The organism is Paracoccus sp. NFXS7, from assembly GCF_040148865.1.
Lineage (GTDB): Bacteria > Pseudomonadota > Alphaproteobacteria > Rhodobacterales > Rhodobacteraceae > Paracoccus > Paracoccus marcusii.
In genome coordinates this window covers 239,513-265,633 of record NZ_JAKEKV010000003.1, presented here as the reverse complement: position 1 = coordinate 265,633, position 26,121 = coordinate 239,513, and the positions used below count along the sequence as shown (strand labels likewise).

Here is a 26,121-nt window from a genome sequence, read left to right as displayed (position 1 = left end):
CCGCGACCCTCGCATCGAAAGGTTAAGGATTCCCTTGCGCCCCAACAGCCCCCCCGTCATGGCCCTGCTGCTGACGGCGCTTGTCGCCGCCGGATGCGCGCAGGCGCCCGTCCAGAAGGACGGCATCACCATCAACGACCCGTTCGAGGCGCAGAACCGCCGCATGCATGCCTTCAACAAGGGGCTGGATGCGCGGGTGATCGGCCCGGTCGCGAACCGGCTGAAGGGCAGCGACGACGACGCGCCGCGCGATCCCAATGCGCCGATCGGGCTGTTGCAGATGGTCATCAATGCCGGGCGCAACCTGTCCTTGCCCGTCAAGGTCGTGAACGGGCTGCTGCAGGGCAAGCCCCGCGATGCGGGCGCGAACCTGACCCGGTTCGCGGTCAATTCGACGGTCGGGCTGGGCGGCGTCTTCGATCCGGCCGCCAACAGTTTCGGCGTGACGGAACGTGACACCGATTTCGGCCAGACGCTGGCGGTCTGGGGCGTCCCCGAAGGCGCCTATCTGGAACTGCCCGTGCTGGGCCCGTCGACGCAGCGCGATGCGGTGGGGCAGGTCGTCGATCTGCTGATCGATCCGCTGTACCACGTCTTTGACGGTCGGGATGCCGCGACGGTATTCGCCCTGCGGGTCGCGTCAAAAGCCGGTGATCGGGCGCGCTTTGGGGATACGGTGGATGGCATTCTGCAGGGCAGTGCGGATAGCTATGCGCAGACGCGGCTGATCTGGCTGATGAACCGCCGTTTTGACCTGGGAGAGACCGGTGACGATTACGACCCCTATGACGATGCGGATGTCATCGACCCCTATTCGGACTGACCGCCGGGGGCTGCTGGGCCTGATCGGATGCGCGTCGCTGACGGCGGTGCTGCCCTGGCGTCCCGCCCATGCGCTGGACGCGGATGGTGCACACGCGCTGATCGACCGGTCGCTGGCCGAGGTCTATCAGGTCATCAATTCGGGCCAGCCCGCCCCCCAGATGTATCAGCAGTTCGAGGCGATCTTTGCCCGCTATGCGGATGTGGATGTCATCGCGCGTTCGGCGCTTGGTCCGGCTGCGCGCCAGACCGATCCGGCGACCTTTGCAGAATACCGGCAAGCGTTCCAGGGCTATATCGGCCGCAAGTACGGCGCCCGGTTCCGAGAGTTCATCGGATCGCGGATCGAGGTGACGGGGTCGCGGCAGCTGAAAAGCTTTTATGCGGTGACGTCGGTGGCGTACCTGAACGGGCGCGCGCCGCTGGAGGTCGAATGGCATGTCTCGGACCGCTCGGGGCAGGATCTCTATTTCAACATCATCATCGAGGGCGTGAACATGCTGGCCAGCGAACGGGCCGAGATCGGCGCCATGCTGGCCCGTCGGCAGGGTGATGTCGCGGCGCTGGCCGCCGATCTGCGTCAGGCGGGCTGACCGCACCGGCCCTCGAAAAAGCCGCCCGGTCGCAGGACCGGGCGGCTTTTTCATGTCCGGGGGTCAGTTTCCGCCCAGGATCCCGTTCAGGGCGCGGGACAGGGCGTCGTCCGAATCGGCGCCCACGCTGCTGCCGGGCGTGACGGGGGCCCCGCCCTGGACCTCTCCGGGGGCGGTGATCACGCGGCCGCTGTTCTGCGCCTCGATCCCGTTCATCACCCCGGCCAGCGCCGCGGCCAGCGGATCGTCGGCCGAGCCGCTGGTCACCACCTGCGGGGTGGTGCCGCCGCTGGACATGATGATCCCGCTGCCGTCGGGCGACACGGTCGACAGGGGCAGCTCGGGCAGCCCGTCATGGATCTCCAGCATCACTGCCTGCCAGATCTCGGCCGGCAGACCGCCGCCGGTAACCCCGGTCAGGGGCGTGTTGTCGTCGTTGCCCATCCAGACGCCGGTCACGTACTGTTCGGTGAAGCCCACGAACCACGCGTCGCGATAGCTGCTGGTCGTGCCGGTCTTGCCCGCCACGGGACGGTCGCCCAGCTGTGCGCGCCCGCCGGTGCCGTTCGAGATCACCTGCTGCATCATGTAGATCAGCTGGCCCGCCGCGCGCTGGCTGATGACGCGTTCACCAAAGCCGCCGGTCTGGCCCATCAGTGGGCGGTCGTCGCCCTGCATTGCGACCTCGACCACGCCGTAGGGCGCGACCGACGTGCCGCCGTTCCGGATGCCGGCATAGGCGCCCGTCAGCTCCATCAGGGTCGCCTCGGATGCGCCCAGGCCCAGGGACGGGCTGGTGGTCAGGTTGCTGACGATGCCGAAATCGCGCGCCACGCGGATCACCTGATCGCGTCCGACGACCTCCTGCAGGCGGATGGTCGAGGTGTTCAGCGATTGCGCCAGGGACTGGGTCAGCGTGACCATGCCGCGATAGTTGCGGGTATAGTTCTGGGGCGACCAGTTGCGCCCGCCGGGAATGCGGATGGTCAGGGGGCCGTCCTCGATCCGGTCGCTTGGCGAATACCCGGCCTCCAGCGCGGCTGCATAGACGAAGGGCTTGAAGCTGGACCCGGTCTGGCGCTTGGCCTGGGTCGCGCGGTTGAAGACACCGTTCACGCGCGTGTCGCGCCCGCCGATGATGGCACGCACCGCGCCGTCGGCGGACATCACCACGACCGCGGCCTCGGCGGTCGAGCCGTCCTTGACCTTCTCGTCGAACACCTTCTGCAGGGCGCGTTCGGCTGCCCGCTGGATGCGCTGGTCAAGCGTGGTCGTGATGGTCACGTCCTCGGTCGTCTCGCTGGTCAGGAAGCCGGGGCCGGATTCCATCAGCCAATCCGCAAAGTAACCGCCCGCCCGGGCCGATGCCGCCTGCGACAGGGTCGCGGGGTTGGCGCGGGCCTGGGCCAGCTGCTGGTCGTCCAGATAGCCTTCCTGGCGCATCAGTCCCATGACGACGCTGGCGCGGGCCTGGGCGCGTTCCAGGCTGGCGGTCGGGGCATAGCGGCTGGGTGCGGGCAGCAGGCCCGCCAGCATCGCGGCCTCGGACACGTTCAGATCGGCCGCGGGCTTGTTGAAATAGACCTGGCTCGCGGCCTCGAACCCACGGGCGCCGCCGCCCAGATAGGAGCGGTTCATGTAGATCGAGAGGATCTCCTCCTTGCTGTACTTCGCCTCCATGGCGAAGGCATAGGGGATCTCCTTGATCTTGCGCCAGATGCCGCCCGACCGGCATTCGGCCTCGAACTCGGCCTCGTTGGCAAAGCGGGTGGGATCGAACGTGTCGCCCAGGCACAGCAGCTTGGCGACCTGCTGGGTGATGGTGGAACCGCCGTTCCCCTCCAGCGGGCCGCGGCCCTCGGCCATGTTGATGCGGATGGCGCTGGCGATGCCGCGCGGGCTGACGCCGAAATGGCGGAAGAACCGGCGGTCCTCGGACGACAGGACGGCCTGCTGCAGCACCTCTGGGATCTGGTCGCTGGTGACGGCGCCGTATGTCTCTCCGCGCCAGGCGAAGACGCGGCCGTCGCGGTCCAGCATGGTGACGCTGCCTCGGGCGCGACCGTCGAACAGGTCCTGCGCCTCGGGGAGGCTGACATAGAAATAGGCGCTGGCGGCGCCGATGATCAGCGCGACCGTCATGGCCAGGCGCCAGATCGACCCCCAGACGATGCGCCAGGCCAGCGTCACCAGACCGGCGATCCATCCCAGGATGCCGCCGCGCCGCGGCTTTCCGTGCCGCTTGACCTTGCGGGGCGTGGCCTTGGCCGGCGCGGGTTGGCTGCGCTTGTCGGCAACAGGGCTTTTGCCCGAACGGGGCGGGGTACCGGTAGGTCGTTTCATGCGTCGGGTGCCTGCGTGACTGCGTGGCCGGTTGGTCCGGCGGAATTGGCATCCAGCTTACAGCAAGTTTGCGTCGGGGGGAATTGGGCTGACCGAAGCGTGATTTTCCCCGCCTGCCGGTCATGCGAAAGGCCCGGCCGCAGGGGCCGGGCCTTTGCCGTGGGGCGGGCCCGATCAGTTGTAGGCGTTCTCGCCGTGGGTGGTCACGTCCAGGCCCTGGCGTTCGTCGCTGTCGCTGACGCGCAGGCCGATCAGCGCCTTGACGATATGGATCGCGATGAAGGACACGACCGCCGACCAGACGATGGCGATGATCACGCCCAGGGTCTGGTTCCAGACCTGCGCGCCCATCGCGTATTCGCCCACCGCGCCGGTGGAATAGTCGAACACGCCGCCGCCGCCCAGGGACGGGGCCGCGAAGACGCCCGTCAGGATCGCGCCGACGATGCCGCCGACGCCGTGGATGCCGAACACGTCCAGGCTGTCGTCGATGCCCATGCGGGGCTTGACCGAGATGACGAACCACATGCAGACCAGGCCGGCGATCAGGCCGATCGCGATGGCTCCCATGGGTCCGACGAAGCCCGCGGCGGGCGTCACGCCGACCAGGCCCGCGATGGCGCCCGAGATGCCGCCCAGCAGGCTGGGATGGCCGCGCATCATCCATTCGCCGAACGACCAGGCCAGCACGGCGGCGGCGGTGGCGACGGCGGTGTTGATCATCGCCAGCGCGGTTAGGCCGTTGGCCTCGAGGTTGGAGCCCGCGTTGAAGCCGAACCAGCCGACCCACAGGATGCAGCCGCCGACCAGCGTGAAGGTCAGGTTATGTGGCGCCAGCAGCTCCTTGCGATAGCCCAGGCGGGGTCCTGCGACCATGGCCGCGACCAGCGCCGCGACGCCTGCGTTGATGTGGATCACCGTGCCGCCGGCAAAGTCCAGCGCGCCGTGCCCGAACAGCAGACCCGAGGGCGCGTCATAGGCCGACGGGCCGCCCCACCACCAGACCATGTGGGCCATCGGGATGTAGGAGAAGCAGAACCAGATCACCACGAACAGGATCACCGCCGAGAACTTCAGCCGTTCGGCCGTGGCACCCACGATCAGCGCCGAGGCGATGCAGGCGAAGGCCATCTGGAAGATCACGAAGGCCAGTTCCGGGACGTACACGCCGGTCGAGAAGGTCTCGGCCAGGGCATCGGTGCCCACGCCCGCCAGGAACGCCTTGGACAGTCCGCCGATATAGGGGGTGAAGAAGGTCGCGTCCTCGGCGCTGCCGGCACCGGTGAAGGCCAGCGAATAGCCGAAGGCGACCCACAGGATCGCGATGATCGAAAAGATGGTCAGCACCTGCATCAGCACCGACAGCATGTTCTTGGCGCGCACCAGGCCGCCATAGAACAGCGCCAGGCCCGGCAGGGTCATGAAGATGACCAGGACGGCCGACATCATCAGCCAGGCGGCATCGCCCTTGTCGACGATGGGTGCCGCCGCCTCGACGACCGGGGCCGCGGCGTCCTGCGCGAAGGCTGGGACGGCGGACAGGGCCGCCGCCAAAAGACCATATGCGGAAAGCTTTCTCATACTTCTCTCATCCTTAACATCACCCCACGGGCCGCAGCTGCGGCGAACTTCGCCCCTTGGATTGGCAGAATGCAGCCGCTTGCACAGGCCGCAGGCACTGATTCAGGGCGTCCAGACCGGTCATGCTGGGAAAATGGGCTGTAATGCAGGGCGATGCCCGAAATTCAGGCGCGCCGCGTGCGGCCGCGGCAGCCCCGAAAGGGCCGCCGAAAACGCAGGGTGGGAGAGGACGAAAAGGGGGTCGGTCAGGCCACGCGGCTGACGACGAAATCCGCGAGGTCGGCCAGCATGTCGCGAATCGGATGCGCGGGCAGCACCTGCAGCGCCGCGCGGGCCCGTGCGGCATGGGCCAGCGCATCGGCGCGCGCGGCCTCCATCGCACCGTGACGGGCCAGCAGCGACAGCGCGTGCTCCAGGTCGCCGTCGCGCTGGTCGCCCGCCTCGATGGTGCGGGTCCAGAAGGCGCGTTCCTGGGCATCGGCCTTGGCGATGGCCTTGATGACCGGCAGGGTCAGCTTGCGTTCGCGGAAATCGTCGCCCACGTTCTTGCCGATCGTCTCGGTCGCGCCGCCGTAATCCAGCAGGTCGTCGACGATCTGGAAGCTGATGCCCAGGGCGTCGCCGTAATCGAACAGCGCCTGAACCTCATCGTCGGGCGCACCGGCGATGACGCCGCCCACCTCGGTCGCGGCGGAAAACAGCGCCGCCGTCTTGCCGCGCACCACCTGCAGATAGACGGATTCGTCGGTTGCCAGGTCCTGCGCCGCGGTCAGCTGCAGCACCTCGCCCTCGGCGATGGTGGCGCTGGCATTGGCCAGGATCTCCAGCGTGCGCAGGTTGCCGGGTTCGACCATCAGCTGAAAGCTGCGCGCGAACAGGTAATCTCCGACCAGCACGCTGGACTTGTTGTCCCACAGCAGGTTCGCCGTCGGGCGTCCGCGCCGCTGCGCGCTTTCGTCGACCACGTCGTCATGCAGCAGCGTGGCGGTGTGGATGAATTCGACCGTCGCGGCCAGGTGGACATGCCACGGGCCGGGATAGCCCAGCAGCTTGGCCGCGGCCAGCGTCAGCATCGGGCGCAGGCGCTTGCCGCCGGCCTCGATCAGATGCGCCGTCACCTCGGGGATGCGGGGGGCATGGCGGCTGGCCATGCGGTCGCGGATCAGCGCGTTGACCGCCTCCATTTCGGCGGTCAGGGCCTCGCTCAGCCGATCCAGCGGTTTGCGGACGTTGTCCTGCACAGTCATGCCATACCCCGTGTCTGCGACCGTGCATTGCCACGGCATCGACAAATGCGCAACCGCCGCTTAACGTCGCGCCCATGAAAGAGCTTTTCCGCAGCAACGATCCGGTCCGCATGTCCGCCGCCACCAGCCTGCTGGAATCCGAAGGGATCGCCACCTTTCCGATGGATCAGCACATGAGCGTGCTGGAGGGATCAATCGGCGTGCTGCCCGCGCGGCTGATGGTCGCGGACCGCGACGAATTCATGGCCCGCGCCATCCTGCGCGACAACGGGCTGGATGACTGACACCCGCATCGACGGATTCCTGGACGGGCGGCTGCGCATCAGTCAGCCCGCGCGCGGCTATCGCGCGGGGGCGGATGCGGTGATGCTGGCCGCGGCCTGTCCCGCGCGGCCGGGGCAGGCGGTGCTGGAACTGGGCTGCGGGGCGGGGGTGGCCAGCCTGTGCCTGGGCTGGCGGGTGCCGGACCTGGTGATCACCGGGCTGGAGCGGCAGCAGTCCTATGCGGACCTGGCCCGCGGCAATGCCTACGCGAACGGCATCGCGCTGACGGTCCTGACCGGCGATCTGACCGACCCGCCGCGGGATCTGCGCGACGCCTCCTTTGACCATGTGATGATGAACCCGCCCTATTTCCTGGGCGGCACGGCCGCGCCCGACGCGGGCCGCGCCCTGGCCAGACGCGAGGAGACGCCGCTGGCGCAGTGGATCGACGCGGGCCTCAGGCGGTTGCGGCCCGGCGGCTGGCTGACGGTGATCCAGCGGGCCGACCGCCTGGACGGGGTGATGGCCGCGCTTGGCGCGCGTGCCGGGGCGGTGACGATCCTGCCCATCGCCGCGCGGGCGGGCAGCCCCGCGGGGCGCGTCCTGGTCGCGGCGCGAAAGGGCGCGCGCGGTCCGCTGCGCCTGCTGGCACCCCTGATCACCCATGCCGCCCCCCGCCACGACCGCGATGCCGAGGATCTGACCCCCCTGGCTGCCCAGGTTCTGCGCGATGGTGCGCCGATCGCGATGGGAATTGCGAAAGCCGCGTGACAGAATCAACAAGCTGTGGTGCACTGGACTGGTTCGAGACAACTATAGAGGAGTACGCGATGACGGTTGCTTCCCATGTCGAGGAGCTTCGCAAGAAGCATCAGAACCTTTCGGTTGCCGTGGAGAGGGCCCAGAGGAGCCCCAGTGCCCGCGACCACGAAATCACCGCGATGAAGCGCGAGAAACTGCGTCTCAAGGAGCAGATCAACAGACTGGGTCACTGACCAGTCGCCGACCCGACACCAAACGGAAAAAGGCCCGCGCAGATCGCGCGGGCCTTGCCGTTCCAGCAGTGCGGTCCGACGTCAGACGAAGAACTGGCCGCCATTCGCGCTGATCGTGGACCCGGTGATGAAGCCCGCATCGTCCGCGGCCAGGAACACCACGGCGCGGGCGATCTCCTCGGGTTCGCCAAGGCGGCCGACGGGGATCTGCGGGATGATGCGTTCGTTCAGCACCTTTTCGTCGATGGCGCGCACCATCTCGGTGCCGATGTAACCGGGGCAGATGGCGTTGACGGTGATGCCCGCGCGCGCGCCCTCTTGGGCCAGCGCCTTGGTGAAGCCCAGGTCACCCGCCTTGGCCGCGGAATAGTTCGCCTGGCCCGCCTGACCCTTCTGCCCGTTGATCGAGCTGATGTTGATCACGCGGCCGAACTTGGCGTTGCGCATGCCGTTCCAGACGCCGTGGGTCATGTTGAAGACGCCGGTCAGGTTGGTGTCGATGACCTCTTTCCACTGCTGGGGGGTCATCTTGTGGAACATCGCGTCGCGGGTGATGCCGGCGTTGTTGACCAGCACGGCGATGGGGCCCAGTTCGGCCTCGACCTGCTTGATGCCTTCGGCGCAGGCGTCGTAATCGGCGACCGACCATTTGTAGGTCTTGATGCCGGTCTCCTCGGTGAAGGCGCGCGCGGCGTCGTCGTTGCCGGCGTAATTGGCCGCGACCGTATAGCCCGCATCCTTCAGCGCCTTCGAGATGGCGGCGCCGATGCCCCGCGATCCTCCGGTGACCAGTGCGACTTTCGACATGTTTCCCCCTCCTTCTTTAGGTTCTTGAAATATTGCTAATCAATGAAGTTTCGGCGCGCAAGATCATTGCGCGCCGAATTGGCTCAGCGTTCCAGGCACATGGCGACGCCCATGCCCCCGCCGATGCACAGCGTGGCCAGGCCCTTTTTCGCGTCGCGGCGGCGCATCTCGAACAGCAGTGTGTTCAGGACGCGCGCGCCCGAGGCGCCGATCGGGTGACCGATGGCGATGGCGCCGCCGTTGACGTTCACGATGGACGGATCCCATCCCATGTCCTTGTTCACCGCACAGGCCTGGGCGGCAAAGGCCTCGTTCGCCTCGACCAGGTCCAGATCGCCGACCGACCAGCCGGCCTTCTCCAGCGCGCGGCGGCTGGCCGGGATCGGGCCGGTGCCCATGATCGCCGGGTCCAGGCCCGCGGTGGCATAGCTTGCGATGCGCGCCAAGGGCGTCAGGCCGCGGCGCGCGGCCTCGTCCTCGGTCATCACCATGACCGCGGCCGCGCCGTCGTTCAGACCGGATGCATTGGCCGCGGTGACCGATCCGTCCTTGGTAAAGGCGGGGCGCAGCTTCTGCATCGCCTCGATCGTGGCGCCGTGGCGGATGTATTCGTCCTTGTCGACGACCGTCTCGCCCTTGCGGGTCTTGACGGTATAGCCGACGATCTCGTCGTCAAAGCGGCCTTCCTTCTGGGCGGCTTCGGCCTTGTTCTGAGAGGCCAGCGCGAATTCGTCCTGCTGGTCGCGGCTGATCTGCCACTTGGCGGCGACGTTCTCGGCCGTCTGACCCATGTGATAGTTGTTGAACGCGTCCCACAGTCCGTCGCGGATCATCGTGTCGATGAACTGCATGTCACCCATCTTCTGACCGGCGCGCAGATAGGCGGCATGCGCCGACAGGGACATGCTTTCCTGACCCCCGGCCAGCACCACGCGGGCGTCGCCCAAGATCACCTGCTGCGCGGCCAGCGCGACGGCGCGCAGGCCCGATCCGCAGACCTGGTTGATGCCCCAGGCCGAGGATTCCTGCGGCAGGCCGGCCTTGATATGCGCCTGGCGGGCGGGGTTCTGGCCCTGCGCGGCAGTCAGCACCTGGCCCAGGATCGTCTCGTCGACCTCGGCCGCGTCGATGCCGGCGCGGGCGACGACCTCGGCCAGGACGGCTGCGCCCAGGTCGTGGGCGGGGACATTTGCAAAGGCCCCCAGGAAACTTCCGACCGGGGTGCGGGCGGCGGAAACGATTACGGCTTTGGTCACAGCAGACTCCTTCGCATCAGTGCCGGACGAACCGGCCTGGGGTCAGGATGCTGTTTCGGGACGCTACGTCAAGTCGAAGCCTTGGGACTTTCGGATGATGGCCCCCGCCCGGATGGGCGGAAGTCGCCGTCAGCGGCTGGCCAAGGACGGGGGTTTCTTCCAGGGCGGGGCGATGGTCGGGGCCCCGAAATAGTAGCCCTGCAGGCAATCGATGCCGATATCGATCAGGAAGGCGGCCTCGTCCGCGGTCTCGACCGATTCCGCCACGGTGAACATGTCGAAATGATGCGCGATGGATTGCAGCGCGCGCGTCAGGACCTGATTGTCGGGCTTGGTCGCGATCTCGCGGATGAACTGGCCGTCGATCTTGATCATGTCGAAGCAGAAGTCGCGCAGATAGCGGAACGAGGTATAGCCCGCCCCGAAATCGTCCAGCGCCAGGCTGATGCCGTATCCCTGCACCTCGGCCATGAAGGTCTGCACCTCCTCGGGCATGCCCATGGCGCTGCTTTCGGTGATCTCCAGGATCAGGCGTTCGCCCAGGGTGGTGTCGTCGGACACCCCGCGGCGCAGGGTATTGATCCATTCGGGATAAAGGATCGAGCGTGCCGACATGTTGATCGACAGGCGCAGGCCCGGATCCTCGGCTAGGGTCTGCAGGCCCAGGGACAGCGACAGGCAGTCGATCTTGCGGCCCAGTTCAGTGACTTCGGCCTGGGGCATGAAATCGCGCAGGGGCACCAGGCGGCCGCTGTCGTCGATGATGCGGATCAGCCCCTCGTAAAAGGCGGGGGTCTTGGTGCGCTGCGCCTGGACGATGGGCTGGAAGGCCAGCGTCGCGCTGCCCTTTTCCACCGCCGACGTGACAGCCGCCAGGGTGATGCGGTCCTGATGGCGGATCGCGTCCTCTAGGGGCGAGCTGTTGTCCATAATTCTGTCGCTCACGGGCGGCCTCTTACCGAGTCGGGTCTGCTTGCAGTCTGCCCATATTGGCTTAACCTGCCGTGAATCGTGATCTCTTTCTCAGGTTTGGGTTAACAGATGATGGACCGTTGCGGATGGTGCGGCGATCTGCCGGTCTATGTCGCCTATCACGACACCGAATGGGGCGTGCCCGAACACGACCCGCGCGCGCTGTGGGAAAAACTGGTGCTGGACGGGTTCCAGGCGGGCCTGTCCTGGATCACCATCCTGAAGAAACGCGATGCCTTTCGTGCCGAGTTCGACGGGTTCGACCCCGAACGCGTGGCGGCGTGGGACGCGGCGCGGATCGACCGTGCGCTGACGAACCCCGGCATCATCCGCCACCGCGGCAAGATCGAGGCCACCGTGCGCGGCGCCCGCGCCTTTCTGGACATCGAGGCGTCCGAAGGGTTCGCCCCCTGGCTGTGGTCCTTTGTCGGCGGCGCGCCGATCCAGAACGACTGGCCGGACCTGGGACACGTCCCCACCGACACGCCAGAATCGCACGCGATGTCCAAGGCGTTGAAGGCGCGCGGTTTCGGGTTCTGCGGTCCGGTGATCACCTATGCCTTCATGCAGGCCACGGGCATGGTGAACGACCATGTCGTGACCTGCCACAGGCATGGTCCCGTCAGGGCGCTGTCAGCTGGGTGACCAGCGTCTTGGCGGCATCCGAATCCCATTCGGCGTCGCCCAGATAGCGGGCGACCTCGCGGCCCTCGCGGTCGATCAGCACCGTCACGGGCAGGCCCACGACGCCCATCTCGCGCGCGACCTGCTGGCGCGGGTCCAAAAGGACCGGCAGGTTCTCGACGCCGACCTCGGCATAGAAATCGTCGATGCGCTCGACCGCGTTGCGTCCGGTGGCGATCGTCACCACCTCGAAGTCGTCGCCGCCCAGTTCGGCCTGCAGGCGGTCCAGGGCGGGCATCTCCTCGCGGCAGGGCGCGCACCAGGTGGCCCAGAAGTTCAGCAGCACGACCTTGCCCTGCCAGTCGGCCAGGGTGTGGGTGCCGCCGTCGCGGTCGGTGAACTCGGCGGCCGCCACGGGGGCGGGGTCTTCGGCCACGACCAGCTTGTCCAGCCCCCCGTCGCGCGCCGCCTGCCAGTCGGGGCCTGCGGCGAAGGCGGTGTTTGCACCGAAAACAAGGGCCGTATAAAGCAGGGCGGAACGCAGCATGTGACCTCCGAAGGACGTACTTGATGACCGACCGGCCCCAGACCACCGCCAACAGCATGTGGGGCGGGCGCTTTGCCGCCGGTCCCGACGCGATCATGGAGGCGATCAACGCCTCGATCGGGTTCGACCGGCGGCTCTACGCCCAGGATATCCGGGGCAGCCGGGCCCATGCGGCGATGCTGGCCGCCACGGGCATCATCAGCGATAGCGATGCCGAGGCGATCGGGAAAGGCCTGCTCACCGTCTTGTCAGAAATCGAGGCCGGCCAGTTCGCCTTCCGCACCGACCTGGAGGACATCCACATGAACGTGGAGGCCCGCCTGAAGGAGGTCATCCGCGAACCCGCAGGCCGCCTGCACACGGGCCGGTCCAGGAATGACCAGGTGGCGACCGATTTCCGGCTGTGGGTGCGCGACCAGTGCGACGCGGCCATCGACGGGCTGACCGCGCTGATCCGCGCGGCTTTGTCGCAGGCCGAACGCGGCGCCGATTGGGTCATGCCGGGCTTCACCCATCTGCAGACCGCGCAGCCGGTGACCTGGGGCCACCACATGATGGCCTATGTCGAGATGTTCGGCCGCGACCTGTCGCGGTTCCAGGACGCCCGCAAACGCATGAACGAATCGCCCCTGGGGGCCGCGGCGCTGGCGGGCACGGGCTATCCGATCGACCGGGACATGACCGCCGCGGCGCTGGATTTCGACCGTCCCATGGCCAACAGCCTGGACGCGGTCAGCGACCGGGATTTCGCGCTGGAGTTCCTTGCGGCCAGCAGCATCTGCGCCGTCCACATGTCGCGCCTGGCCGAGGAGCTGGTGATCTGGTCGTCGGCCCAGTTCCGGTTCGTGTCCATGTCGGACAAGTGGTCGACCGGGTCGTCGATCATGCCGCAGAAACGCAACCCCGACGCGGCCGAGCTGATCCGCGCCAAGATCGGCCGCATCCTGGGGGCGACCGTCGCGCTGTTCACGGTGATGAAGGGCCTGCCCTTGGCCTATTCCAAGGACATGCAGGAGGACAAGGAGCAGGTCTTCGACGCCGCCGACACGCTGATGCTGGCGCTGGCCGCGATGACCGGCATGCTGTCGGACCTGACCGCGAACCGCGACCGGCTGGAGGCCGCGGCGGGGGCCGGGTTCTCGACCGCGACGGATCTGGCCGACTGGCTGGTGCGCGAATTGGGCCTGCCGTTCCGCGACGCCCATCACGTCACCGGATCGCTGGTGGCCCTGGCCGAACAGGGGGGCGTCGATCTGCCCGATCTGTCGCTGGCGCAGATGCAATCGGTGCATGGTCAGATCACCGACGATGTGTTCAATGTGCTGGGCGTGCACAATTCCGTCGCCTCGCGCCAAAGCTATGGCGGCACGGCGCCCGCGCAGGTGCGCGCGCAGATCGCCCGCTGGAAGGAGAAACTGGCATGAGAAACACGGTCATCATCGTCGTCGTCCTGGTCGTGGTCGTGGCCGTCCTGGCCAGCTGCGGCGTCGACGGCGCCCCGCAGCGCCCGGTCGAGAAGCCCCTGCAGCAGCAGATGGGCGTCACCGTCAGCGGCGATGCCCGGTTCGGCGTGTCGGCCGAGCTGTAGATGGACCACTTCCTCTACAGGAACGGCGAGCTCTACGCCGAGGACGTGCCCCTGTCCTGCATCGCGCAGCAGGTCGGCACGCCCGTCTACGTCTATTCCGCGGCCACGCTGACGCGGCATTTCGGCCTGTTCCGGCAGGCGCTGGACTGGACCGACCACCTGGTCTGCTTTGCTGTCAAGTCGAACAGCAACCTGGCCGTGCTGAAGCTGATGGGCGATCTGGGCGCGGGCATGGACGTGGTGTCGGGCGGGGAATACGCCCGCGCCAAGGCCGCCGGCGTGCCGGGCGAGCGGATCGTGTTCTCGGGCGTGGGCAAGACCATCCCCGAGATGCGCATGGCCATCGAAGGCGGCATCCGGCAGTTCAACATCGAGAGCGAGCCCGAGATGCGTGCCCTGTCCGCACTGTGCGTCAGCATGGGCGCCACGGTGCCGGTGGCGATCCGCGTGAACCCCGACGTGGACGCCAAGACGCATGAGAAGATCGCCACGGGCAAGTCCGACAACAAGTTCGGCATCCCGATTTCCCGCGCCATGGCCGTCTATGCCGAAGCCGCGTCCCTGCCGGGTCTGCGCGTCGTGGGTGTGGACGTGCATATCGGCAGCCAGCTGACCGATCTGGCGCCCTTCCGCGCCGCCTATCTGAAGGTGGCCGAACTGACCCGTGCGCTGCGCGCCGAGGGGCACGACATCACCCGCCTGGACCTGGGCGGTGGCCTGGGCATCCCCTATCGCCGCGACAACAGCGCGCCGCCTTTGCCCATCGAATACGGGCAGGTGATCCGCGAGACGGTGGGGGATCTGGGCTGTCAGATCGAGATCGAGCCGGGCCGCAACATCGTCGGCAATGCGGGCGTCCTGCTGTCGCGGGTGATCTATGTGAAGAACGGCGAGGATCGCGACTTCCTGATCGTGGACGCGGCGATGAACGACCTGCTGCGCCCGGCCATGTACGGCGCGCATCATGACATCGTCCCGCTGGTCGAGCCCGCTGTCGGCGCGCCGGTCCGGCCCTATGACGTCGTGGGTCCGGTCTGCGAATCGGGGGATACCTTCCAGAAGGGGGCCGATCTGCCCGAACTGGCGGCAGGGGGGCTGGTCGCGTTCCGGTCGGCCGGGGCCTATGGTGCGGTGATGGCGTCGGAATACAATTCCCGCCCGCTGGTCCCCGAGGTGCTGGTGCAGGGCGATCACTTCGCCGTCATCCGGGCACGCCCCACGTTTGAGGAAATGCTGGCACGGGATAGCATCCCGGCATGGCTTTGATCGGGCGACAGCACGACACCGACAGCCCGGGGGCCGTCAGCCCCCGGACCCCCGAGGGTATTTTCACAACGGAGACGGGGCCGGTGGCCCGTGCCCTGCGCCTGACCCGCGCGGGCATGGCATGGGAACGCGCGGCGCGGGCCTTCTGGCCGCTGACGACGCTGCTGTTCTTCGGCATCGCGGCGCTGTGGCTGGGCGCGGTGGCGGCCTTGCCTCAGGTGCTCCTGCCTTGGCTGGCGGGCCTGTGGCCCCTGGCGGTCGTGATCGCGGCGGTGCGGGGCGGATGGCGCTTTCGCCGCGTGCGCCGGGCCGAGGCGCTGGCCCGGCTGGACCGCACCCTGCCCGGGCGCCCGCTGACCGCGCTGTCCGACCGTGCGGCGATCGGCGGCGAAGGGCCGCTGTGGCAGGCGCATCTGGCGCAGATGCGCGATGCCGCGCTGGCCGCGCGCGCGGTGCGCCCCGATGCGGACCTTGCCCGGCGTGACCCGTTCGCCCTGCGGCTGGCGGGGCTGGTGGCGCTGGTGATGGCGCTGATCTTCGGGGGGGCGGGCCAGATGGGCCTGGGTCTGCGCGCCCTGGCCGCGACGATGGCCACGCCGCAGCCGGGCGCCGCGCCGCCGCAGGGGCCAGTCTGGGAGGGCTGGGCCGAACCGCCCGCCTATACCCGCCGCCCGACCCTGTACCTGAACGCCCTGGACGAGGGGCAGGTTCTGGACCTGCCCCAAGGCAGCACGGTCAGCTTTCGCCTCTATGCCCAGGGGGCAGAGGTGACCCAGGACATCGGACCCGTCACGTCGGACGATTCGACGGCGCCGGCATTCCGGGCCGACCGCTCTGGCAGCATCGACGTCCAGGGACGTCGTTTCGCCGTGACCGTACAGCCCGATGCCGTCCCGGTGATCCGCGCGGGCGCCGCGCCCACGCGCCGCGCCGACGGGCGGATGATCCAGGATTATCACGCCGGGGACGATCACGGCGTCATCTCGGCTCAGGCGGTCATCGCGCTGGACCTGGACGCGGTCGATCGCCGCTTTGGCCTGACCGTTGCGCCCGAGCCGCGCGACCCGGTGGCGCTGGACCTGCCCCTGCCACGGGGCGACCGCCGCGCGGTGCAGGGACAGCTGGCCGAGGACCTGTCGCGCCACCCCTGGGCCAACCTGCCCGTGACCGTCACACTGCGCGCGGTGGACGGGATCGACCAGGCGGGCCAGTCCGACCCGATGGCGCTGCCGCTGCCGGGGCGGCGGTTCTTCGATCCGTTCGCGGCCACCCTGATCGAGCTGCGCCGCGACCTGCTGTGGTCGCGCCAGAATGCCGGGCGCAGCGCCGAGATCCTGCGCGCCGTCACCTGGCAGCCCGAGGGGTTCGTCGAGGACGATCTGTATGCCGAGCTGCGCGCGGCGGTGCGGCTGCTGGACGGGGACGAGCTGACCCCGGAAGCCCGCGACCGTCTGGCCGAGGCCCTGTGGGAGGCCGCGATCCTGTTGGAGGATGGCGGTCTGTCGGATGCGCTGGAACGGATGCGCGCCGCGCAGGAGCGCCTGTCAGAGGCGATCCGCAACGGGGCCAGCCCCGACGAAGTCCAGCGGCTGATGGACGAGCTGCGCGAGGCGACCGACGCCTATACCGACATGCTGGCGCAGGAAAGCCAGCCGCAGGATCAGGCCGACAGCCCCGACCGGGGCGGCCAGCAGGGCCAGACCATCACCGCAGACCAGATCCAAGAGATGATGGACGAGATCCAGCGCCTGATGAACGAGGGCCGCATGGCCGAGGCGGAGGCCCTGCTGGACCAATTCAACCGGATGATGGAGAACCTGCAGGTTCAGCAGAGCCAGGGATATGGCGAGGGAGAGGGCCGGCAGGGTAGCCAGCCGATGAACCGCCTTGCCGACACGCTGCGCGAGCAGCAGGAGCTGTCGGACGAGGCGTTCCGCGACATGCAGCGCCAGTTCGGCCAAGGCCAGCAGCCCGGTGACGAGGGCCAGGACGGCGGCAGCATGGCCGACCGCCAGCGCGCGCTGCGCGAGGAGTTGGGCCAGCAGCAGGGGTTGATGCCCGGGCAGGGGTCACCCGAGGGCGACGCCGCGCGGCGCCAGCTGGACGAGGCCGGGCGCGCGATGGAGGATGCCGAACAGGCCCTGCGTGACGGCGACATGGCCGGCGCGATGCAGCGCCAGGCCGATGCGATCCAGTCCATGCGCGAGGGGATGCGCGCTCTGGGCGACATGATGGCCCAGGAGGGACAGGAGGGACAGGAGGGCCAGCAGGGCGGCGAGGGGCAGCAGCCCGGCCAGCAACCCGGCCAGTCGGCGCAGGGCAGCCAAGGGCAGCCCTATCAGGGTCGGCCGCAGTTGGACCCCCTGGGCCGCGAGAGCATGGGCGGCGGCAATGTCATCACCAACGGCGATCCGCTGGCCGAGGGGTTGGACCCCGCACGCCGTGCCCGCGACCTGCTGGACGAGATCCGCCGCCGCAGCGGGCAGCCGGACCGCCCGCAGGACGAACGCAATTACCTGGGCCGGTTGCTGGACCGGTTCTGACGGCTCAGCCGCCGACGCGGGCCGCCAGCCATTGCCTCAGTGCGTCCAGCCCGTCGCGCGCCGCAGCCAGCGTCCCCGACAGCGGCCAGCCGCGCGCCTCGGCCACCGGGGCCAGCAGATAGACCGCCAGCACCGCTGCAGCCGCCAGCAGAGCCAGCGTCATGCCCGCGCCGAAGCCGCGGCCCTGGCGCATCACCCGGATGGGCGTGGCCGTGGCACGGCGATGCACCGTGGTTTCGGCCTGCTGACGCAATTCGGGCTGGCGCAGGTCCGGCTGGCGCCGTTCAGGTTCACGGGCGTCACGGGCGTCACGGGCGTCACGGGCGTCACGGGCGTCACGGGCGTCACGGGCGTCACGGGCGTCAGGGCCACGGGGGACCTGGGCGCGGGGCGCATCCGGAATCGCGGGGCTCGGCGCCGCGATGACCGGCGCCGCGATGGCCGGGGACGGCGGGGGCAGGGCCGCGGGCATTGGGGGCAGCGTCACGGTGGTCGCGGGCCAGTCGATCTCCTCGGCGCCGGGGCGCGGGTCGTCCTGCTGTTCGGCGTCGCGCAGGCGGCGTTCGTGATCGACCTCGCTTTTCAGCATGTCCAGCACGTCCGGTGACAGGCGCGTGCGGGCCGGCGGCAGGGGTCGGGGCGTCTCGTCCTGGTCGGGGCGCCTGCTGAAGAAGCGGCCCAGATCCAGCCGTCCCCCGGCGGCCGGGGGATGGGCCTGCCAGACATGGCCGCAGGCGGGGCATTCGACCTCGCGGCCGCCCTGGGGAATGGCGTCGGGGGGCAGCGCATATTCGGCGCGGCAACCCGGACAGATCAACTTGAATTCAGCCATGCCACCCTCGCATTCATCGTGCGGCTGTTCTATCAAGCGCGGGTCCGGCTTCCAAGTCGCGCCGGGCGCCAAGGGCCCGCACCAGACGGGTCGCAGCGGAAAAGAGGTGGCGCTTGATCGAGATGCGGGATGTCGGCTTCGGCTATCAGGGCCAGGACGAGCTGTTGTCGGGCATGACGCTGACCCTGCAGCCGGGCATGTTCCATTTCCTGACCGGACCGTCCGGGTCGGGCAAGACCACGCTGCTGCGGCTGTGCTTTGCGGATCTTCTGCCCAGTTCGGGCCAGATGACGGCCTTTGGCCAGGACATGCGCGAGCTGTCGCGCGACGGCATCGCCGATCTGCGCCGCCGCGTGGGCGTGGTCCACCAGGACCCGCAGTTCCTGGATCATCTGCCCCTGGCAGAAAACATCGCGCTGCCCCTCTCCATCGCCGGAGAGGAGGTGGACATGGACGCGCTGCGCGATCTTCTGGGCTGGGTCCAGCTGTCCCAGCACGCCCGCGCCCTGCCGCCGTCGCTGTCGGGCGGCGAGCGCCAGCGGGCGGCGCTGGCCCGCGCGGTGATCCTGTCGCCGGACCTGGTGCTGGCGGATGAACCCACGGGCAACCTGGACTGGGACATGTCCATGCGGCTGATGCAATTGCTGATCGAGCTGAACAAGTCGGGCAAGACCGTTCTGGTGGCGACCCATGACCTGAACCTGATCCGCGCCACCAAGGCGCAGGTGACGGCGCGCGTCCTGCGGATCACCGGCGGCAGCCTGCATCTGGCGGGGGCGGATCTCTGATGGGACGGCTGAATATCGGAAGCCTGTGGAAGGGCCTGACGGGTGACAAGGACGGCGCCGGCGACCGCATCGTGCCGCCGACCGGGTTCACGGCGCAGCTGACGCTGTTTTCCGCAGGCGCCATGGCGTTCCTGGCGGTGTTCGCGCTGGCGCTGGCGCTGGCGACGGGGCGGCTGGCCGACCGCTGGTCCTCCGAACTGGCCGGCAGCGTGACGGTCCGCGTCAGCGCGCCGGTGGCGGAACAGGACGCGCTGGTGCAATCGGCGCTGTCGATCCTGCAGACCACGCCGGGCGCGGGCACCCCGCGGCTGTTGCCCGAAGACGAGCTGGCCCAGCTGCTGGAGCCGTGGTTCGGGCCGGACATGCCCGTGGACGCGCTGCCCGTGCCCGCCCTGATCGACCTGCCCGTCGAGGGCGAGTTCGATGCCGAGGGCCTGCGCCTGCGCCTTGAGGCCGAGGTGCCGGGCGCGGTGCTGGACGATCACACCGAATGGCGCCGGCCGCTGGTCTCGGCCGCGAACCGGCTGCGGATGCTGGGCATCGTGTCGCTGATGCTGATCGGGGCCGCCTCGGCCGCGATGATCACGCTGGCGGCCAAGGCCGCGCTGGCCGCGAACGTCCAGGTGATCCGCGTCCTGCGCCTGATCGGCGCGCGCGACCTGACCATCGCCACGGCCTTCGTGCGTCGGTTCACCCGGCGCGCCGCGATGGGGTCCGCCGTCGGCACCGTGCTGGGCATGGGCGCGATCGCCATCCTGCCCGATGCCAGCGCCGCGGGCGGGTTCCTGACCGGGCTGGGCTTTCAGGGCGCCGACTGGCTGATGCCGCTGACCATCCCGCTGATCGCGGCGGGGGTGGGCTTTGTCGCCACGCGGTGGGCGGCGCTGAAGATGCTGGAGGCCGTGCGATGACCGACGGGGCGCGTCCCGGCGCGCTGACCCCCTGGCAGTACGTCCAGAACGTGCTGTTCTATGTCCATGTCGCCTGCGCCACGTTGATCATCGGCCTATTCGGCCTGCCTGCGCTGCGCCACGGGCGGGCAGGCGCGAACCGCATCGCCACGCGCTGGATCGCCTACATGGTCTGGGCCGCGCGCATCCACCTGCGCCTGACCTGCGAGATCCGCGGCACGCCGCCGACCCATGACTGCATCGTCGCGGCCAAGCACCAGTCGTTCTGGGACATCATGGTCATCGCCCATGCCGTCCCCCGCCGCGCCTTCATCATGAAGCGCGAGGTGATGCGCGTCCCGGTCATGGGCTGGTACGCGTGGAAGACCGGCTGCATCCCCATCGACCGGTCGCGCGGGCGCGACGCGATGGCCGCGATCAGCAGCACCATCAACCAGCGCCTGTCGGCCGAGGGGCTGGGCCAGCTGATCATCTATCCCGAGGGCACGCGCACCCTGCCGGGCCAGCGCAAGCCCTACAAGCAGGGCGTGGCCACGATCCGTGAGGGGACCGGCCTGCCGGTCGTGCCCGTCGCGGTGAACACCGGCATGTTCTGGCCGCGCAGCGGGTGGGGCATCCGCCCCGGCCGCGCGGTGGTCGAGTTCCTGCCGCCCATCGATCCCACCATCCCGGCGGAGGGTTTCCTGCCCCGCCTGCGGGCCGAGATCGAGACCCATTCCGACCGCCTGATGGCCGAGGCCGGGCTGGTCCTGCCGGAACCGGGCGACGCCGATGACGCCACCCGGAACCGCTCTCACCTCAGGTCGTAGTAGCGCGGGACATGCGGCCCCTGCGGCGGCAGCCCGATGTCGCGCCGCATGTGCGGGGACATCAGGTACGGATCGGGCGGCCGCGGCCGCCTGCGCCGTGGCAGCAGCGCCGCGCGGATCGCGGCCCATAAGACCGCAGTCGCGCCGTGTCGGGCGATCAGGCGGTGCATCGCGGGACGCAGGCGGGCGCTTTGCGGATGAAGATCGGCAATCATCGTCAGTCTCCGGATAGGGGGACCGGACAGGGCGGTGCCTTGTGCGGTCGATGGGGTTCAGGGAAGGGATGACGCCATGCGGACAGGCCCGCGGATCGCGGTCGTGTCAGGTCATGATGTCAGCGTGGTCTGCCTTGCGGCGGTCAGGCGCCTTGTCGCGACGACGAGGTACGCATCGAACCGGTGCGGGTCAGGGCGGGGGCATTGGCATATGATGTCATGAGCCCCTCCTTTCGCGCATGCGTTGCGGGCAGGAGTGCAGGCTGGCCCAGCCTTGCATTTCGCGCAAGACGGCAAAACGCGACAGCCGCCCCAAGACGGGACGGCTGTTGCAGGTCGGTCACAGTATCGTGTGCGTTAGGCCGCAAGCCCCTTGGAGCCCATCGCCAGGAACTTGGCGCGGCGGTCCTTGATCAGCTGGTCGGGTTTCATGTCCGACATCTCGGCCAGCATCGCGGTGATCTCGGCACCCACGGCGGCGATCGCCTCATCGGGTGCGCGTTGCGCCCCGCCCAGGGGTTCGGCGATGATGCGGTCGATCACGGCCAGCTTCTTCAGGTCCTGCGCGGTCAGGCGCAGCGCCTCGGCCGCGTCGCGCATCTTTTCGGCGTCCTTCCACAGGATCGACGCGCAACCTTCCGGAGAGATGACCGAATAGATCGAATGCTCCAGCATGGCGATGCGGTTCGCGGTGGCAAAGGCCACGGCCCCGCCTGACCCGCCTTCGCCGATGATGACGCTGACCAGCGGCACGCCGATCTCAAGGCATTTCATGGTGCAGCGGGCGATCGCCTCGCTTTGCCCCCGTTCCTCGGCACCCTTGCCGGGATAGGCGCCGGGCGTGTCCACCAGCGTGATCACGGGCAGGCCGAAACGGTGCGCCATGTCCATCAGGCGGATCGCCTTGCGGTATCCCTCGGGGCGGGCCATGCCGAAATTGTGGTGGATGCGCGACTTGGTGTCGTTGCCCTTCTCATGGCCGATCACCACGCAGGGCGCGTCGTTGAAACGCGCCAGGCCGCCCATCACCGCGTGGTCGTCGCCAAAGGCGCGGTCGCCCGCCAAGGGCGTGTATTCGGTGAACAGCGCCTGGATATAGTCGCTGCAATGCGGGCGGTCGGGATGGCGGGCGACCTGCGTCTTCCGCCAGGGGTCCAGGGTCTTGTAGAGGTCGCGCAGCAGGTCCGACGACTTGCGGTCCAGCGCCGCGGCCTCCTTCTCGACGTCGAGGGTGCCGTCGCCCTTGCGGGCCATGGCGCGAAGTTCCTCGGCCTTGCCCTCGATGTCGGCGAGCGGTTTTTCGAAATCCAGATAGACCATGCGGCATGCCTTTGGGGTTCGGGTTTGGCGCTATATAGGTCGGTGCGGGACGGGTTGCAACGCGGGCGCGGCGGCCGGCATGCGCGGGGCCGGGCGCCGCGCCCGCGTCACTGCAGGTCGGCGAAGGCCGCGCGCAGCCGGTCCGCCGCCTCGATCACCCGCGCCCGCGGCGTCGCGATGTTGAAGCGCATGAACCCGTCGCCGCCCAGCCCGAAGGTCGCGCCGTGATTGGCCGCGATCCGGGCGTCGTCCTGGATGCGACGGGTGATTTCCGCGTCGGTCATGCCGGTGTCGCGGAAATCGACCCAGGACAGATAGGTCGCCTGCAGGGGCATCGACCGCAGGCCGGGAATCGCGTTCACCGCCTGATCAAAGATCCGCCGGTTGCCGTCCAGGTAATCGACCAGCGCATCGACCCAGGCCGCGCCCTCGGGCGAATAGGCGGCCGCGACCATGTCCTGGCCCAGCATCGCCGGAGAGATCCCCGCGGCGGCCAGCGCGCCCTGGAACCGTGCCCGCAGGTCGGGGTCGGGGATGATCGCGTTGCCGATATGGGCGCCCGCGATGTTGAAGGTCTTGGTGGCGGCGGTCAGCGTCACAAGGCGCGGCAGGATGTCGGGTGCCACGGTCGCCATCATCCGGTGACGGGGGCCGCCCGGCAGGACCAGGTCGGCATGGATGTCGTCCGAGATCAGGATCAGGTCGTGGCGGTCGCAGAAATCGGCGACCTGGCGCAGTTCGGCTTCGGACCAGACGCGGCCGCCGGGATTGTGCGGCGAACACAGGATCATCATCCGTTCGCGCCCCGTCAGCATCCCTTCCCACGCGTCCCAGTCCAGGGCGTACTGGCCGTCGGTCATCGCCAGGGGCAACTCGACCAGGTCGCGGCCGGCGGCGCGGATCACCCGGCCGAAGGCGTGATAGACCGGCGCCATCACGACCACCCCGTCGCCGGGCCGCGTATAGGCGTTCAGCGCCATCGCGACCGCGTTGACCAGCCCCGCGCAGGTCAACACCCATTCGGGCCGGATCTGCCAGCCGTGGCGATGCGCCATCCACCAGCCGATCGCCGCCAGATAGGGCGGGTTCGCGCCGGGATAGCCATAGACGCCATGCGCCGCGGCGCGGTCCACCGCCGCCTGGACCGCCGCGGGGGGCGCGAAATCCATGTCGGCCACCCACATGGCCAGGCCGTCATCGGCGCCCACGCCGTATGCGGCCTGCATGTCGTCCCACTTGCTGCAATGCGTGCCGCGGCGGTCGATGATGCGGTCGAAATCGGGCTGGGTCATGGGGGCTCCTGCGGGCTGCGTCACCCTAGCCTAGCGGGGTTGTTGCTTATGGTGAAGGCTTGCCCTAAATCCCTTGCCATGAGCCTGAGACCCATCCTGATCCATCCCGATCCGCGCCTGAAGAAGGTGGCCCAACCCGTGGCCCGCATCACGCCCGAGATCGAGACATTGGCCGCGGACATGCTGGCCACCATGTACGAGGCGCCCGGCATCGGCCTGGCCGCGCCGCAGATCGGCGTGGGCCTGCGCGTCTTCACCATGGATGCCAACCGCGACCCCGAGGCGCCGCGCGCGCCCCTGGTGCTGGTCAACCCCGAGGTGACCTGGGCGTCGGACACGCCCAACACCTATGAGGAGGGCTGCCTGTCCATTCCCGACCAGTACGGAGAGGTCACGCGCCCCGCGCAGATCCGCATGCGCTGGCTGGGGCTGGACGGCAAGACCCACGAACGCGAGTTCGACGAGCTGTGGGCCACCTGCGCCCAGCACGAGCTGGATCACCTGGACGGCGTGCTGTTCATCGATCACCTCTCCGCCATCAAGCGGCAGATGATCACCCGCAAGATGGTCAAGCTGAAGCGGGACCTGGCCCGTGCCTGATCGCACGGGTGCCAGCGGCTGGATGCGCCCCGACCTGCCGGGGGATCTTGGCCGCGGCACCCTGCGCGACATCGTCCTGTGGCCGGACCCGCGCCTGCGCCTGCGCGCGGAACCCGCCGGCTACATGACCGGCCCCGAACTGCGCGTGCTGGCCGCCGACCTGCTGGCCACCATGTATCACGCCCAGGGCCGCGGCCTGGCCGCCCCGCAGATCGGCGTGCTGCGCCGGATCTTTGTCATGGATGCCGGCTGGAAGGACGGCGCGCCCGCCCCCCTGGTCCTGATCGACCCCGAGATCCTGGTCCGGTCGCCGCAGACTGAGACCGCGCCCGAAGGGTGCCTGTCCATTCCCGGCCACCCCGTCGACGTCACGCGGCCTGCCGCCATCGGAATCGGCTGGTATGATCTGGACGGCCGCTATCAGGTGCGCGACATGCAGGGTCCCGCCGCCCGCATCGCCCAGCACGAGGTCGATCACCTGGACGGCCTGTTGATCGTGAAGGACTGACCATGGCCGCGCGCGCGTTCCTGCCCTATGCCGACCCCCGCCTGCATCGCGCCGCCGCGCCGGTGGCAGAGATCACCGAATCCGTCCGCATGATCTGGGACGACATGGTCGACACCATGGAGGCGATGCCCGGCGTGGGCCTGGCCGCGCCCCAGATCGGCATCATGATGGCGCTGGCCGTCGTCGATGCCTCCGGACCGCGCGGACAGGCGGTCCGCATGGCCAACCCCCGGATCCTGCATGCCAGCGTCAAGCTGCGCGAGCACGAGGAGGCCAGCCCCAACCTGCCCGGCGTCTCGGCCCCGATCAGCCGCCCCCGGGCGGTCACGGTGCGGTTCCTCAACCAGGACGGCGTCGAGGAGGACCGCGATTTCGTCGGCCTGTGGGCCACCAGCGTCCAGCACCAGATCGACCACCTGGCCGGGCGGATGTATGTCGATCACCTGACCCCCCTGCGCCGCAAGATGCTGGTCGCGCGGTCGGCCAAGCTGCACCGCCGCTGATTTTTTTCGTCGTTATGGAATAGAACGACCCGTCGTGCCGTTCTGCTGTCGAATGGCCTGAAAGGCCGTCCGTGCAGCGGGGACCGGCGTCGCGCCCCGTTGCAAGATCGCCGCGGCGCCGGGATTTTCAGAAGGATGCACCCCATGGCACGACTGTTCGGAAATGACGACGACAACCGCCTGATCGGCACCAACGTGGCCGACCTGATCTTTGGCCGGTCGGGCGACGACGCGCTCTATGGCTTTCGTGGCAACGACACGATCGACGGAGGCGAGGGCAACGACCGCATCTGGGCCGGCGAGGGCGCGAACCGCGTGTCCGGCGGCTCGGGGAACGATCGCATTTGGGCGGGCGCGGGCAGCGACGTGATCGCCGCGGGCGAGGGCAATGACATCGTCGCCGCCGGCAACGGCAACAACCGCGTCTGGGGCGGCGATGGCGACGACGTCCTGTACGCCGGCGCCGGGCGCGACACGCTGGACGGCGGTGATGGGAACGACCGCATGGCGTCGGGGGCGGGCAACGACATCCTGACCGGGGGCGAGGGTGACGACCGGATGATCGCGGGCTTCGGCGCCGACCGCCTGATCGCCGGAGAGGGCAACGACACGCTGAACGGCGGGCTGGGCAACGACACGATGACCGGCGGCGAGGGGGCGGACGTGTTCGTCTTCAACGGCGGGCGCGATCGGATCACCGACTTCGAGAACGGCGACGACGACATCGACCTGCGCGCCCTGGCCAATGTCGACAGCTATGCCCAGATCCGCGGCGCCGCCGTGCAGAGCGGGTCCGACGTCGTGTTGAATTTCGGCCCCAACCAGCTGGTCATCGAGGATTTCCGCCTGAACCAGATGAGCAGCGACGATTTTTCCTGGTAAGATCCTTTGACGA

28 protein-coding genes are annotated in these 26,121 nt (G+C 68.9%); 17 read left to right on the top strand and 11 right to left on the bottom strand.

The genetic code is table 11. The features are described from left to right. The first annotated feature begins 34 nt into the window (after positions 1–34). Together LZ686_RS08165 and LZ686_RS08160 are read left to right on the top strand one after the other, a co-directional pair. Positions 35–823: an MlaA family lipoprotein gene (locus tag LZ686_RS08165; protein ID WP_349547464.1), complete on the top strand. Its 789-nt coding sequence runs from the start codon at positions 35–37 to the stop codon at positions 821–823. Continuing rightward, entirely contained in the window at positions 798–1,415 is a 618-nt protein-coding gene (locus tag LZ686_RS08160) for an MlaC/ttg2D family ABC transporter substrate-binding protein (RefSeq protein ID WP_052715217.1), read from the top strand. Before LZ686_RS08165 ends, LZ686_RS08160 begins: the two co-directional genes overlap by 26 nt. Before the next feature lie 63 nt (positions 1,416–1,478). On the opposite strand, the gene LZ686_RS08155 is transcribed toward LZ686_RS08160, so the two are convergent. The 3 genes from LZ686_RS08155 to LZ686_RS08145 form a co-directional block, all read right to left on the bottom strand. Further along, complete coding sequence (locus LZ686_RS08155; protein ID WP_273744308.1) at positions 1,479–3,758, bottom strand: transglycosylase domain-containing protein; 2,280 nt, start codon at positions 3,756–3,758, stop codon at positions 1,479–1,481. Positions 3,759–3,932: 174 nt separating this feature from the next. Continuing rightward, positions 3,933–5,339, bottom strand: a complete 1,407-nt coding sequence (locus LZ686_RS08150) for an ammonium transporter (protein ID WP_045983649.1) — start codon at positions 5,337–5,339, stop codon at positions 3,933–3,935. 245 nt (positions 5,340–5,584) lie between these two features. Then, positions 5,585–6,586 (bottom strand): polyprenyl synthetase family protein, encoded by a 1,002-nt coding sequence (locus tag LZ686_RS08145; RefSeq protein WP_349547463.1) that lies wholly within the window; start codon positions 6,584–6,586, stop codon positions 5,585–5,587. Positions 6,587–6,660: 74 nt separating this feature from the next. Here LZ686_RS08145 and LZ686_RS08140 point away from each other — a divergent pair, with 74 nt between their 5' ends. Genes LZ686_RS08140 through LZ686_RS08130 form a run of 3 tightly spaced genes read left to right on the top strand, consistent with a single transcriptional unit; the run spans position 6,661 to position 7,845 of the window. After that, positions 6,661–6,870: a putative signal transducing protein gene (locus LZ686_RS08140; protein WP_045983647.1), complete on the top strand. Its 210-nt coding sequence runs from the start codon at positions 6,661–6,663 to the stop codon at positions 6,868–6,870. Further along, positions 6,863–7,621, top strand: a complete 759-nt coding sequence (locus tag LZ686_RS08135) for a tRNA1(Val) (adenine(37)-N6)-methyltransferase (protein WP_349547462.1) — start codon at positions 6,863–6,865, stop codon at positions 7,619–7,621. Before LZ686_RS08140 ends, LZ686_RS08135 begins: the two co-directional genes overlap by 8 nt. A 59-nt stretch (positions 7,622–7,680) precedes the next feature. Then, positions 7,681–7,845 (top strand): YdcH family protein, encoded by a 165-nt coding sequence (locus tag LZ686_RS08130; protein ID WP_064503545.1) that lies wholly within the window; start codon positions 7,681–7,683, stop codon positions 7,843–7,845. Between the two features lie 81 nt (positions 7,846–7,926). On the opposite strand, the gene phbB is transcribed toward LZ686_RS08130, so the two are convergent. The 3 genes from phbB to LZ686_RS08115 all read right to left on the bottom strand — a co-directional run bounded on the left by phbB (position 7,927) and on the right by LZ686_RS08115 (position 10,838). Further along, entirely contained in the window at positions 7,927–8,652 is a 726-nt protein-coding gene (gene phbB, locus LZ686_RS08125) for an acetoacetyl-CoA reductase (protein ID WP_045983645.1), read from the bottom strand. 83 nt (positions 8,653–8,735) lie between these two features. Further along, positions 8,736–9,908: an acetyl-CoA C-acetyltransferase gene (locus LZ686_RS08120; protein ID WP_045999935.1), complete on the bottom strand. Its 1,173-nt coding sequence runs from the start codon at positions 9,906–9,908 to the stop codon at positions 8,736–8,738. 129 nt (positions 9,909–10,037) lie between these two features. Then, positions 10,038–10,838 (bottom strand): EAL domain-containing protein, encoded by an 801-nt coding sequence (locus LZ686_RS08115; RefSeq protein ID WP_045983643.1) that lies wholly within the window; start codon positions 10,836–10,838, stop codon positions 10,038–10,040. Between the two features lie 111 nt (positions 10,839–10,949). Between LZ686_RS08115 and LZ686_RS08110 the strand changes: the two genes are divergently transcribed. After that, entirely contained in the window at positions 10,950–11,525 is a 576-nt protein-coding gene (locus LZ686_RS08110) for a DNA-3-methyladenine glycosylase I (RefSeq protein ID WP_045983642.1), read from the top strand. On the opposite strand, the gene LZ686_RS08105 is transcribed toward LZ686_RS08110, so the two are convergent. After that, entirely contained in the window at positions 11,503–12,051 is a 549-nt protein-coding gene (locus LZ686_RS08105; protein WP_045983641.1) for a TlpA disulfide reductase family protein, read from the bottom strand. The genes LZ686_RS08110 and LZ686_RS08105 overlap by 23 nt on opposite strands. 23 nt (positions 12,052–12,074) lie before the next feature. Between LZ686_RS08105 and argH the strand changes: the two genes are divergently transcribed. From argH to LZ686_RS08085, 4 genes are all read left to right on the top strand, one after another. Beyond that, complete coding sequence (gene argH, locus LZ686_RS08100; protein WP_349547461.1) at positions 12,075–13,475, top strand: argininosuccinate lyase; 1,401 nt, start codon at positions 12,075–12,077, stop codon at positions 13,473–13,475. After that, positions 13,472–13,639 (top strand): hypothetical protein, encoded by a 168-nt coding sequence (locus LZ686_RS08095; RefSeq protein WP_164871393.1) that lies wholly within the window; start codon positions 13,472–13,474, stop codon positions 13,637–13,639. The genes argH and LZ686_RS08095 overlap by 4 nt, the downstream gene beginning before the upstream one ends. Continuing rightward, positions 13,640–14,905, top strand: a complete 1,266-nt coding sequence (gene lysA, locus LZ686_RS08090) for a diaminopimelate decarboxylase (RefSeq protein ID WP_045983639.1) — start codon at positions 13,640–13,642, stop codon at positions 14,903–14,905. It begins immediately after the preceding gene. Between the two features lie 83 nt (positions 14,906–14,988). Continuing rightward, positions 14,989–17,448 carry a DUF4175 domain-containing protein gene (locus tag LZ686_RS08085; RefSeq protein ID WP_349547460.1) on the top strand — a complete coding sequence of 820 codons (2,460 nt, stop codon included), beginning with the start codon at positions 14,989–14,991 and terminating at the stop codon, positions 17,446–17,448. A gap of 4 nt (positions 17,449–17,452) precedes the next feature. Here LZ686_RS08085 and LZ686_RS08080 read toward each other — a convergent pair whose 3' ends face one another. Next, complete coding sequence (locus LZ686_RS08080) at positions 17,453–18,280, bottom strand: zinc-ribbon domain-containing protein (protein ID WP_349547459.1); 828 nt, start codon at positions 18,278–18,280, stop codon at positions 17,453–17,455. A 113-nt stretch (positions 18,281–18,393) separates the two neighbouring features. Here LZ686_RS08080 and LZ686_RS08075 point away from each other — a divergent pair, with 113 nt between their 5' ends. Genes LZ686_RS08075 through LZ686_RS08065 form a run of 3 tightly spaced genes read left to right on the top strand, consistent with a single transcriptional unit; the run spans position 18,394 to position 20,788 of the window. After that, positions 18,394–19,068 carry a cell division ATP-binding protein FtsE gene (locus LZ686_RS08075; protein ID WP_273744316.1) on the top strand — a complete coding sequence of 225 codons (675 nt, stop codon included), beginning with the start codon at positions 18,394–18,396 and terminating at the stop codon, positions 19,066–19,068. Then, on the top strand, positions 19,068–19,979 hold the full coding sequence (locus tag LZ686_RS08070; protein WP_349547458.1) for a cell division protein FtsX: 912 nt from the start codon (positions 19,068–19,070) through the stop codon (positions 19,977–19,979). The genes LZ686_RS08075 and LZ686_RS08070 overlap by 1 nt, the downstream gene beginning before the upstream one ends. After that, the gene (locus LZ686_RS08065; protein WP_349547457.1) at positions 19,976–20,788 is read left to right on the top strand and encodes a lysophospholipid acyltransferase family protein; all 813 of its coding nucleotides are present in this window, start codon (positions 19,976–19,978) and stop codon (positions 20,786–20,788) included. Before LZ686_RS08070 ends, LZ686_RS08065 begins: the two co-directional genes overlap by 4 nt. Here LZ686_RS08065 and LZ686_RS08060 read toward each other — a convergent pair. The 3 genes from LZ686_RS08060 to LZ686_RS08050 form a co-directional block, all read right to left on the bottom strand. Then, positions 20,773–21,003, bottom strand: a complete 231-nt coding sequence (locus LZ686_RS08060) for a hypothetical protein (protein WP_045999942.1) — start codon at positions 21,001–21,003, stop codon at positions 20,773–20,775. The two genes, LZ686_RS08065 and LZ686_RS08060, sit on opposite strands and share 16 nt — an antisense overlap. 357 nt (positions 21,004–21,360) lie before the next feature. Further along, positions 21,361–22,323 carry an acetyl-CoA carboxylase carboxyltransferase subunit alpha gene (locus tag LZ686_RS08055; protein WP_045982486.1) on the bottom strand — a complete coding sequence of 321 codons (963 nt, stop codon included), beginning with the start codon at positions 22,321–22,323 and terminating at the stop codon, positions 21,361–21,363. Between the two features lie 107 nt (positions 22,324–22,430). Continuing rightward, positions 22,431–23,615 (bottom strand): MalY/PatB family protein, encoded by a 1,185-nt coding sequence (locus tag LZ686_RS08050; protein ID WP_339817921.1) that lies wholly within the window; start codon positions 23,613–23,615, stop codon positions 22,431–22,433. Positions 23,616–23,693: 78 nt separating this feature from the next. On the opposite strand from LZ686_RS08050, the gene def (LZ686_RS08045) reads away from it, so the two are divergent. From def (LZ686_RS08045) to LZ686_RS08030, 4 genes are all read left to right on the top strand, one after another. After that, positions 23,694–24,215 (top strand): peptide deformylase, encoded by a 522-nt coding sequence (gene def, locus LZ686_RS08045; protein ID WP_045999944.1) that lies wholly within the window; start codon positions 23,694–23,696, stop codon positions 24,213–24,215. Continuing rightward, positions 24,208–24,723, top strand: a complete 516-nt coding sequence (def, locus tag LZ686_RS08040) for a peptide deformylase (RefSeq protein ID WP_349547456.1) — start codon at positions 24,208–24,210, stop codon at positions 24,721–24,723. Before def (LZ686_RS08045) ends, def (LZ686_RS08040) begins: the two co-directional genes overlap by 8 nt. A gap of 2 nt (positions 24,724–24,725) precedes the next feature. After that, a complete protein-coding gene (def, locus tag LZ686_RS08035) occupies positions 24,726–25,226 on the top strand; it encodes a peptide deformylase (RefSeq protein WP_139599542.1) in 501 nt (166 codons plus the stop codon). A gap of 144 nt (positions 25,227–25,370) precedes the next feature. Further along, entirely contained in the window at positions 25,371–26,108 is a 738-nt protein-coding gene (locus tag LZ686_RS08030) for a calcium-binding protein (RefSeq protein WP_349547455.1), read from the top strand. Positions 26,109–26,121: the final 13 nt, after the last annotated feature.

Excerpts from the sequence above, each read along its gene's own strand:
- LZ686_RS08160 (WP_052715217.1), top strand. The coding sequence starts at position 798 with ATGTCATCGACCCCTATTCGGACTGACCGCCGGGGGCTGCTGGGCCTG.
- LZ686_RS08155 (WP_273744308.1), bottom strand. The coding sequence starts at position 3,758 with ATGAAACGACCTACCGGTACCCCGCCCCGTTCGGGCAAAAGCCCTGTT.
- LZ686_RS08150 (WP_045983649.1), bottom strand. The coding sequence starts at position 5,339 with ATGAGAAAGCTTTCCGCATATGGTCTTTTGGCGGCGGCCCTGTCCGCC.
- LZ686_RS08145 (WP_349547463.1), bottom strand. The coding sequence starts at position 6,586 with ATGACTGTGCAGGACAACGTCCGCAAACCGCTGGATCGGCTGAGCGAG.
- LZ686_RS08140 (WP_045983647.1), top strand. The coding sequence starts at position 6,661 with ATGAAAGAGCTTTTCCGCAGCAACGATCCGGTCCGCATGTCCGCCGCC.
- LZ686_RS08135 (WP_349547462.1), top strand. The coding sequence starts at position 6,863 with ATGACTGACACCCGCATCGACGGATTCCTGGACGGGCGGCTGCGCATC.
- LZ686_RS08130 (WP_064503545.1), top strand. The coding sequence starts at position 7,681 with ATGACGGTTGCTTCCCATGTCGAGGAGCTTCGCAAGAAGCATCAGAAC.
- phbB (WP_045983645.1), bottom strand. The coding sequence starts at position 8,652 with ATGTCGAAAGTCGCACTGGTCACCGGAGGATCGCGGGGCATCGGCGCC.
- LZ686_RS08115 (WP_045983643.1), bottom strand. The coding sequence starts at position 10,838 with ATGGACAACAGCTCGCCCCTAGAGGACGCGATCCGCCATCAGGACCGC.
- LZ686_RS08110 (WP_045983642.1), top strand. The coding sequence starts at position 10,950 with ATGATGGACCGTTGCGGATGGTGCGGCGATCTGCCGGTCTATGTCGCC.
- LZ686_RS08105 (WP_045983641.1), bottom strand. The coding sequence starts at position 12,051 with ATGCTGCGTTCCGCCCTGCTTTATACGGCCCTTGTTTTCGGTGCAAAC.
- argH (WP_349547461.1), top strand. The coding sequence starts at position 12,075 with ATGACCGACCGGCCCCAGACCACCGCCAACAGCATGTGGGGCGGGCGC.
- LZ686_RS08095 (WP_164871393.1), top strand. The coding sequence starts at position 13,472 with ATGAGAAACACGGTCATCATCGTCGTCGTCCTGGTCGTGGTCGTGGCC.
- lysA (WP_045983639.1), top strand. The coding sequence starts at position 13,640 with ATGGACCACTTCCTCTACAGGAACGGCGAGCTCTACGCCGAGGACGTG.
- LZ686_RS08080 (WP_349547459.1), bottom strand. The coding sequence starts at position 18,280 with ATGGCTGAATTCAAGTTGATCTGTCCGGGTTGCCGCGCCGAATATGCG.
- LZ686_RS08070 (WP_349547458.1), top strand. The coding sequence starts at position 19,068 with ATGGGACGGCTGAATATCGGAAGCCTGTGGAAGGGCCTGACGGGTGAC.
- LZ686_RS08065 (WP_349547457.1), top strand. The coding sequence starts at position 19,976 with ATGACCGACGGGGCGCGTCCCGGCGCGCTGACCCCCTGGCAGTACGTC.
- LZ686_RS08060 (WP_045999942.1), bottom strand. The coding sequence starts at position 21,003 with ATGATTGCCGATCTTCATCCGCAAAGCGCCCGCCTGCGTCCCGCGATG.
- LZ686_RS08055 (WP_045982486.1), bottom strand. The coding sequence starts at position 22,323 with ATGGTCTATCTGGATTTCGAAAAACCGCTCGCCGACATCGAGGGCAAG.
- LZ686_RS08050 (WP_339817921.1), bottom strand. The coding sequence starts at position 23,615 with ATGACCCAGCCCGATTTCGACCGCATCATCGACCGCCGCGGCACGCAT.
- def (WP_045999944.1), top strand. The coding sequence starts at position 23,694 with ATGAGCCTGAGACCCATCCTGATCCATCCCGATCCGCGCCTGAAGAAG.
- def (WP_139599542.1), top strand. The coding sequence starts at position 24,726 with ATGGCCGCGCGCGCGTTCCTGCCCTATGCCGACCCCCGCCTGCATCGC.
- LZ686_RS08030 (WP_349547455.1), top strand. The coding sequence starts at position 25,371 with ATGGCACGACTGTTCGGAAATGACGACGACAACCGCCTGATCGGCACC.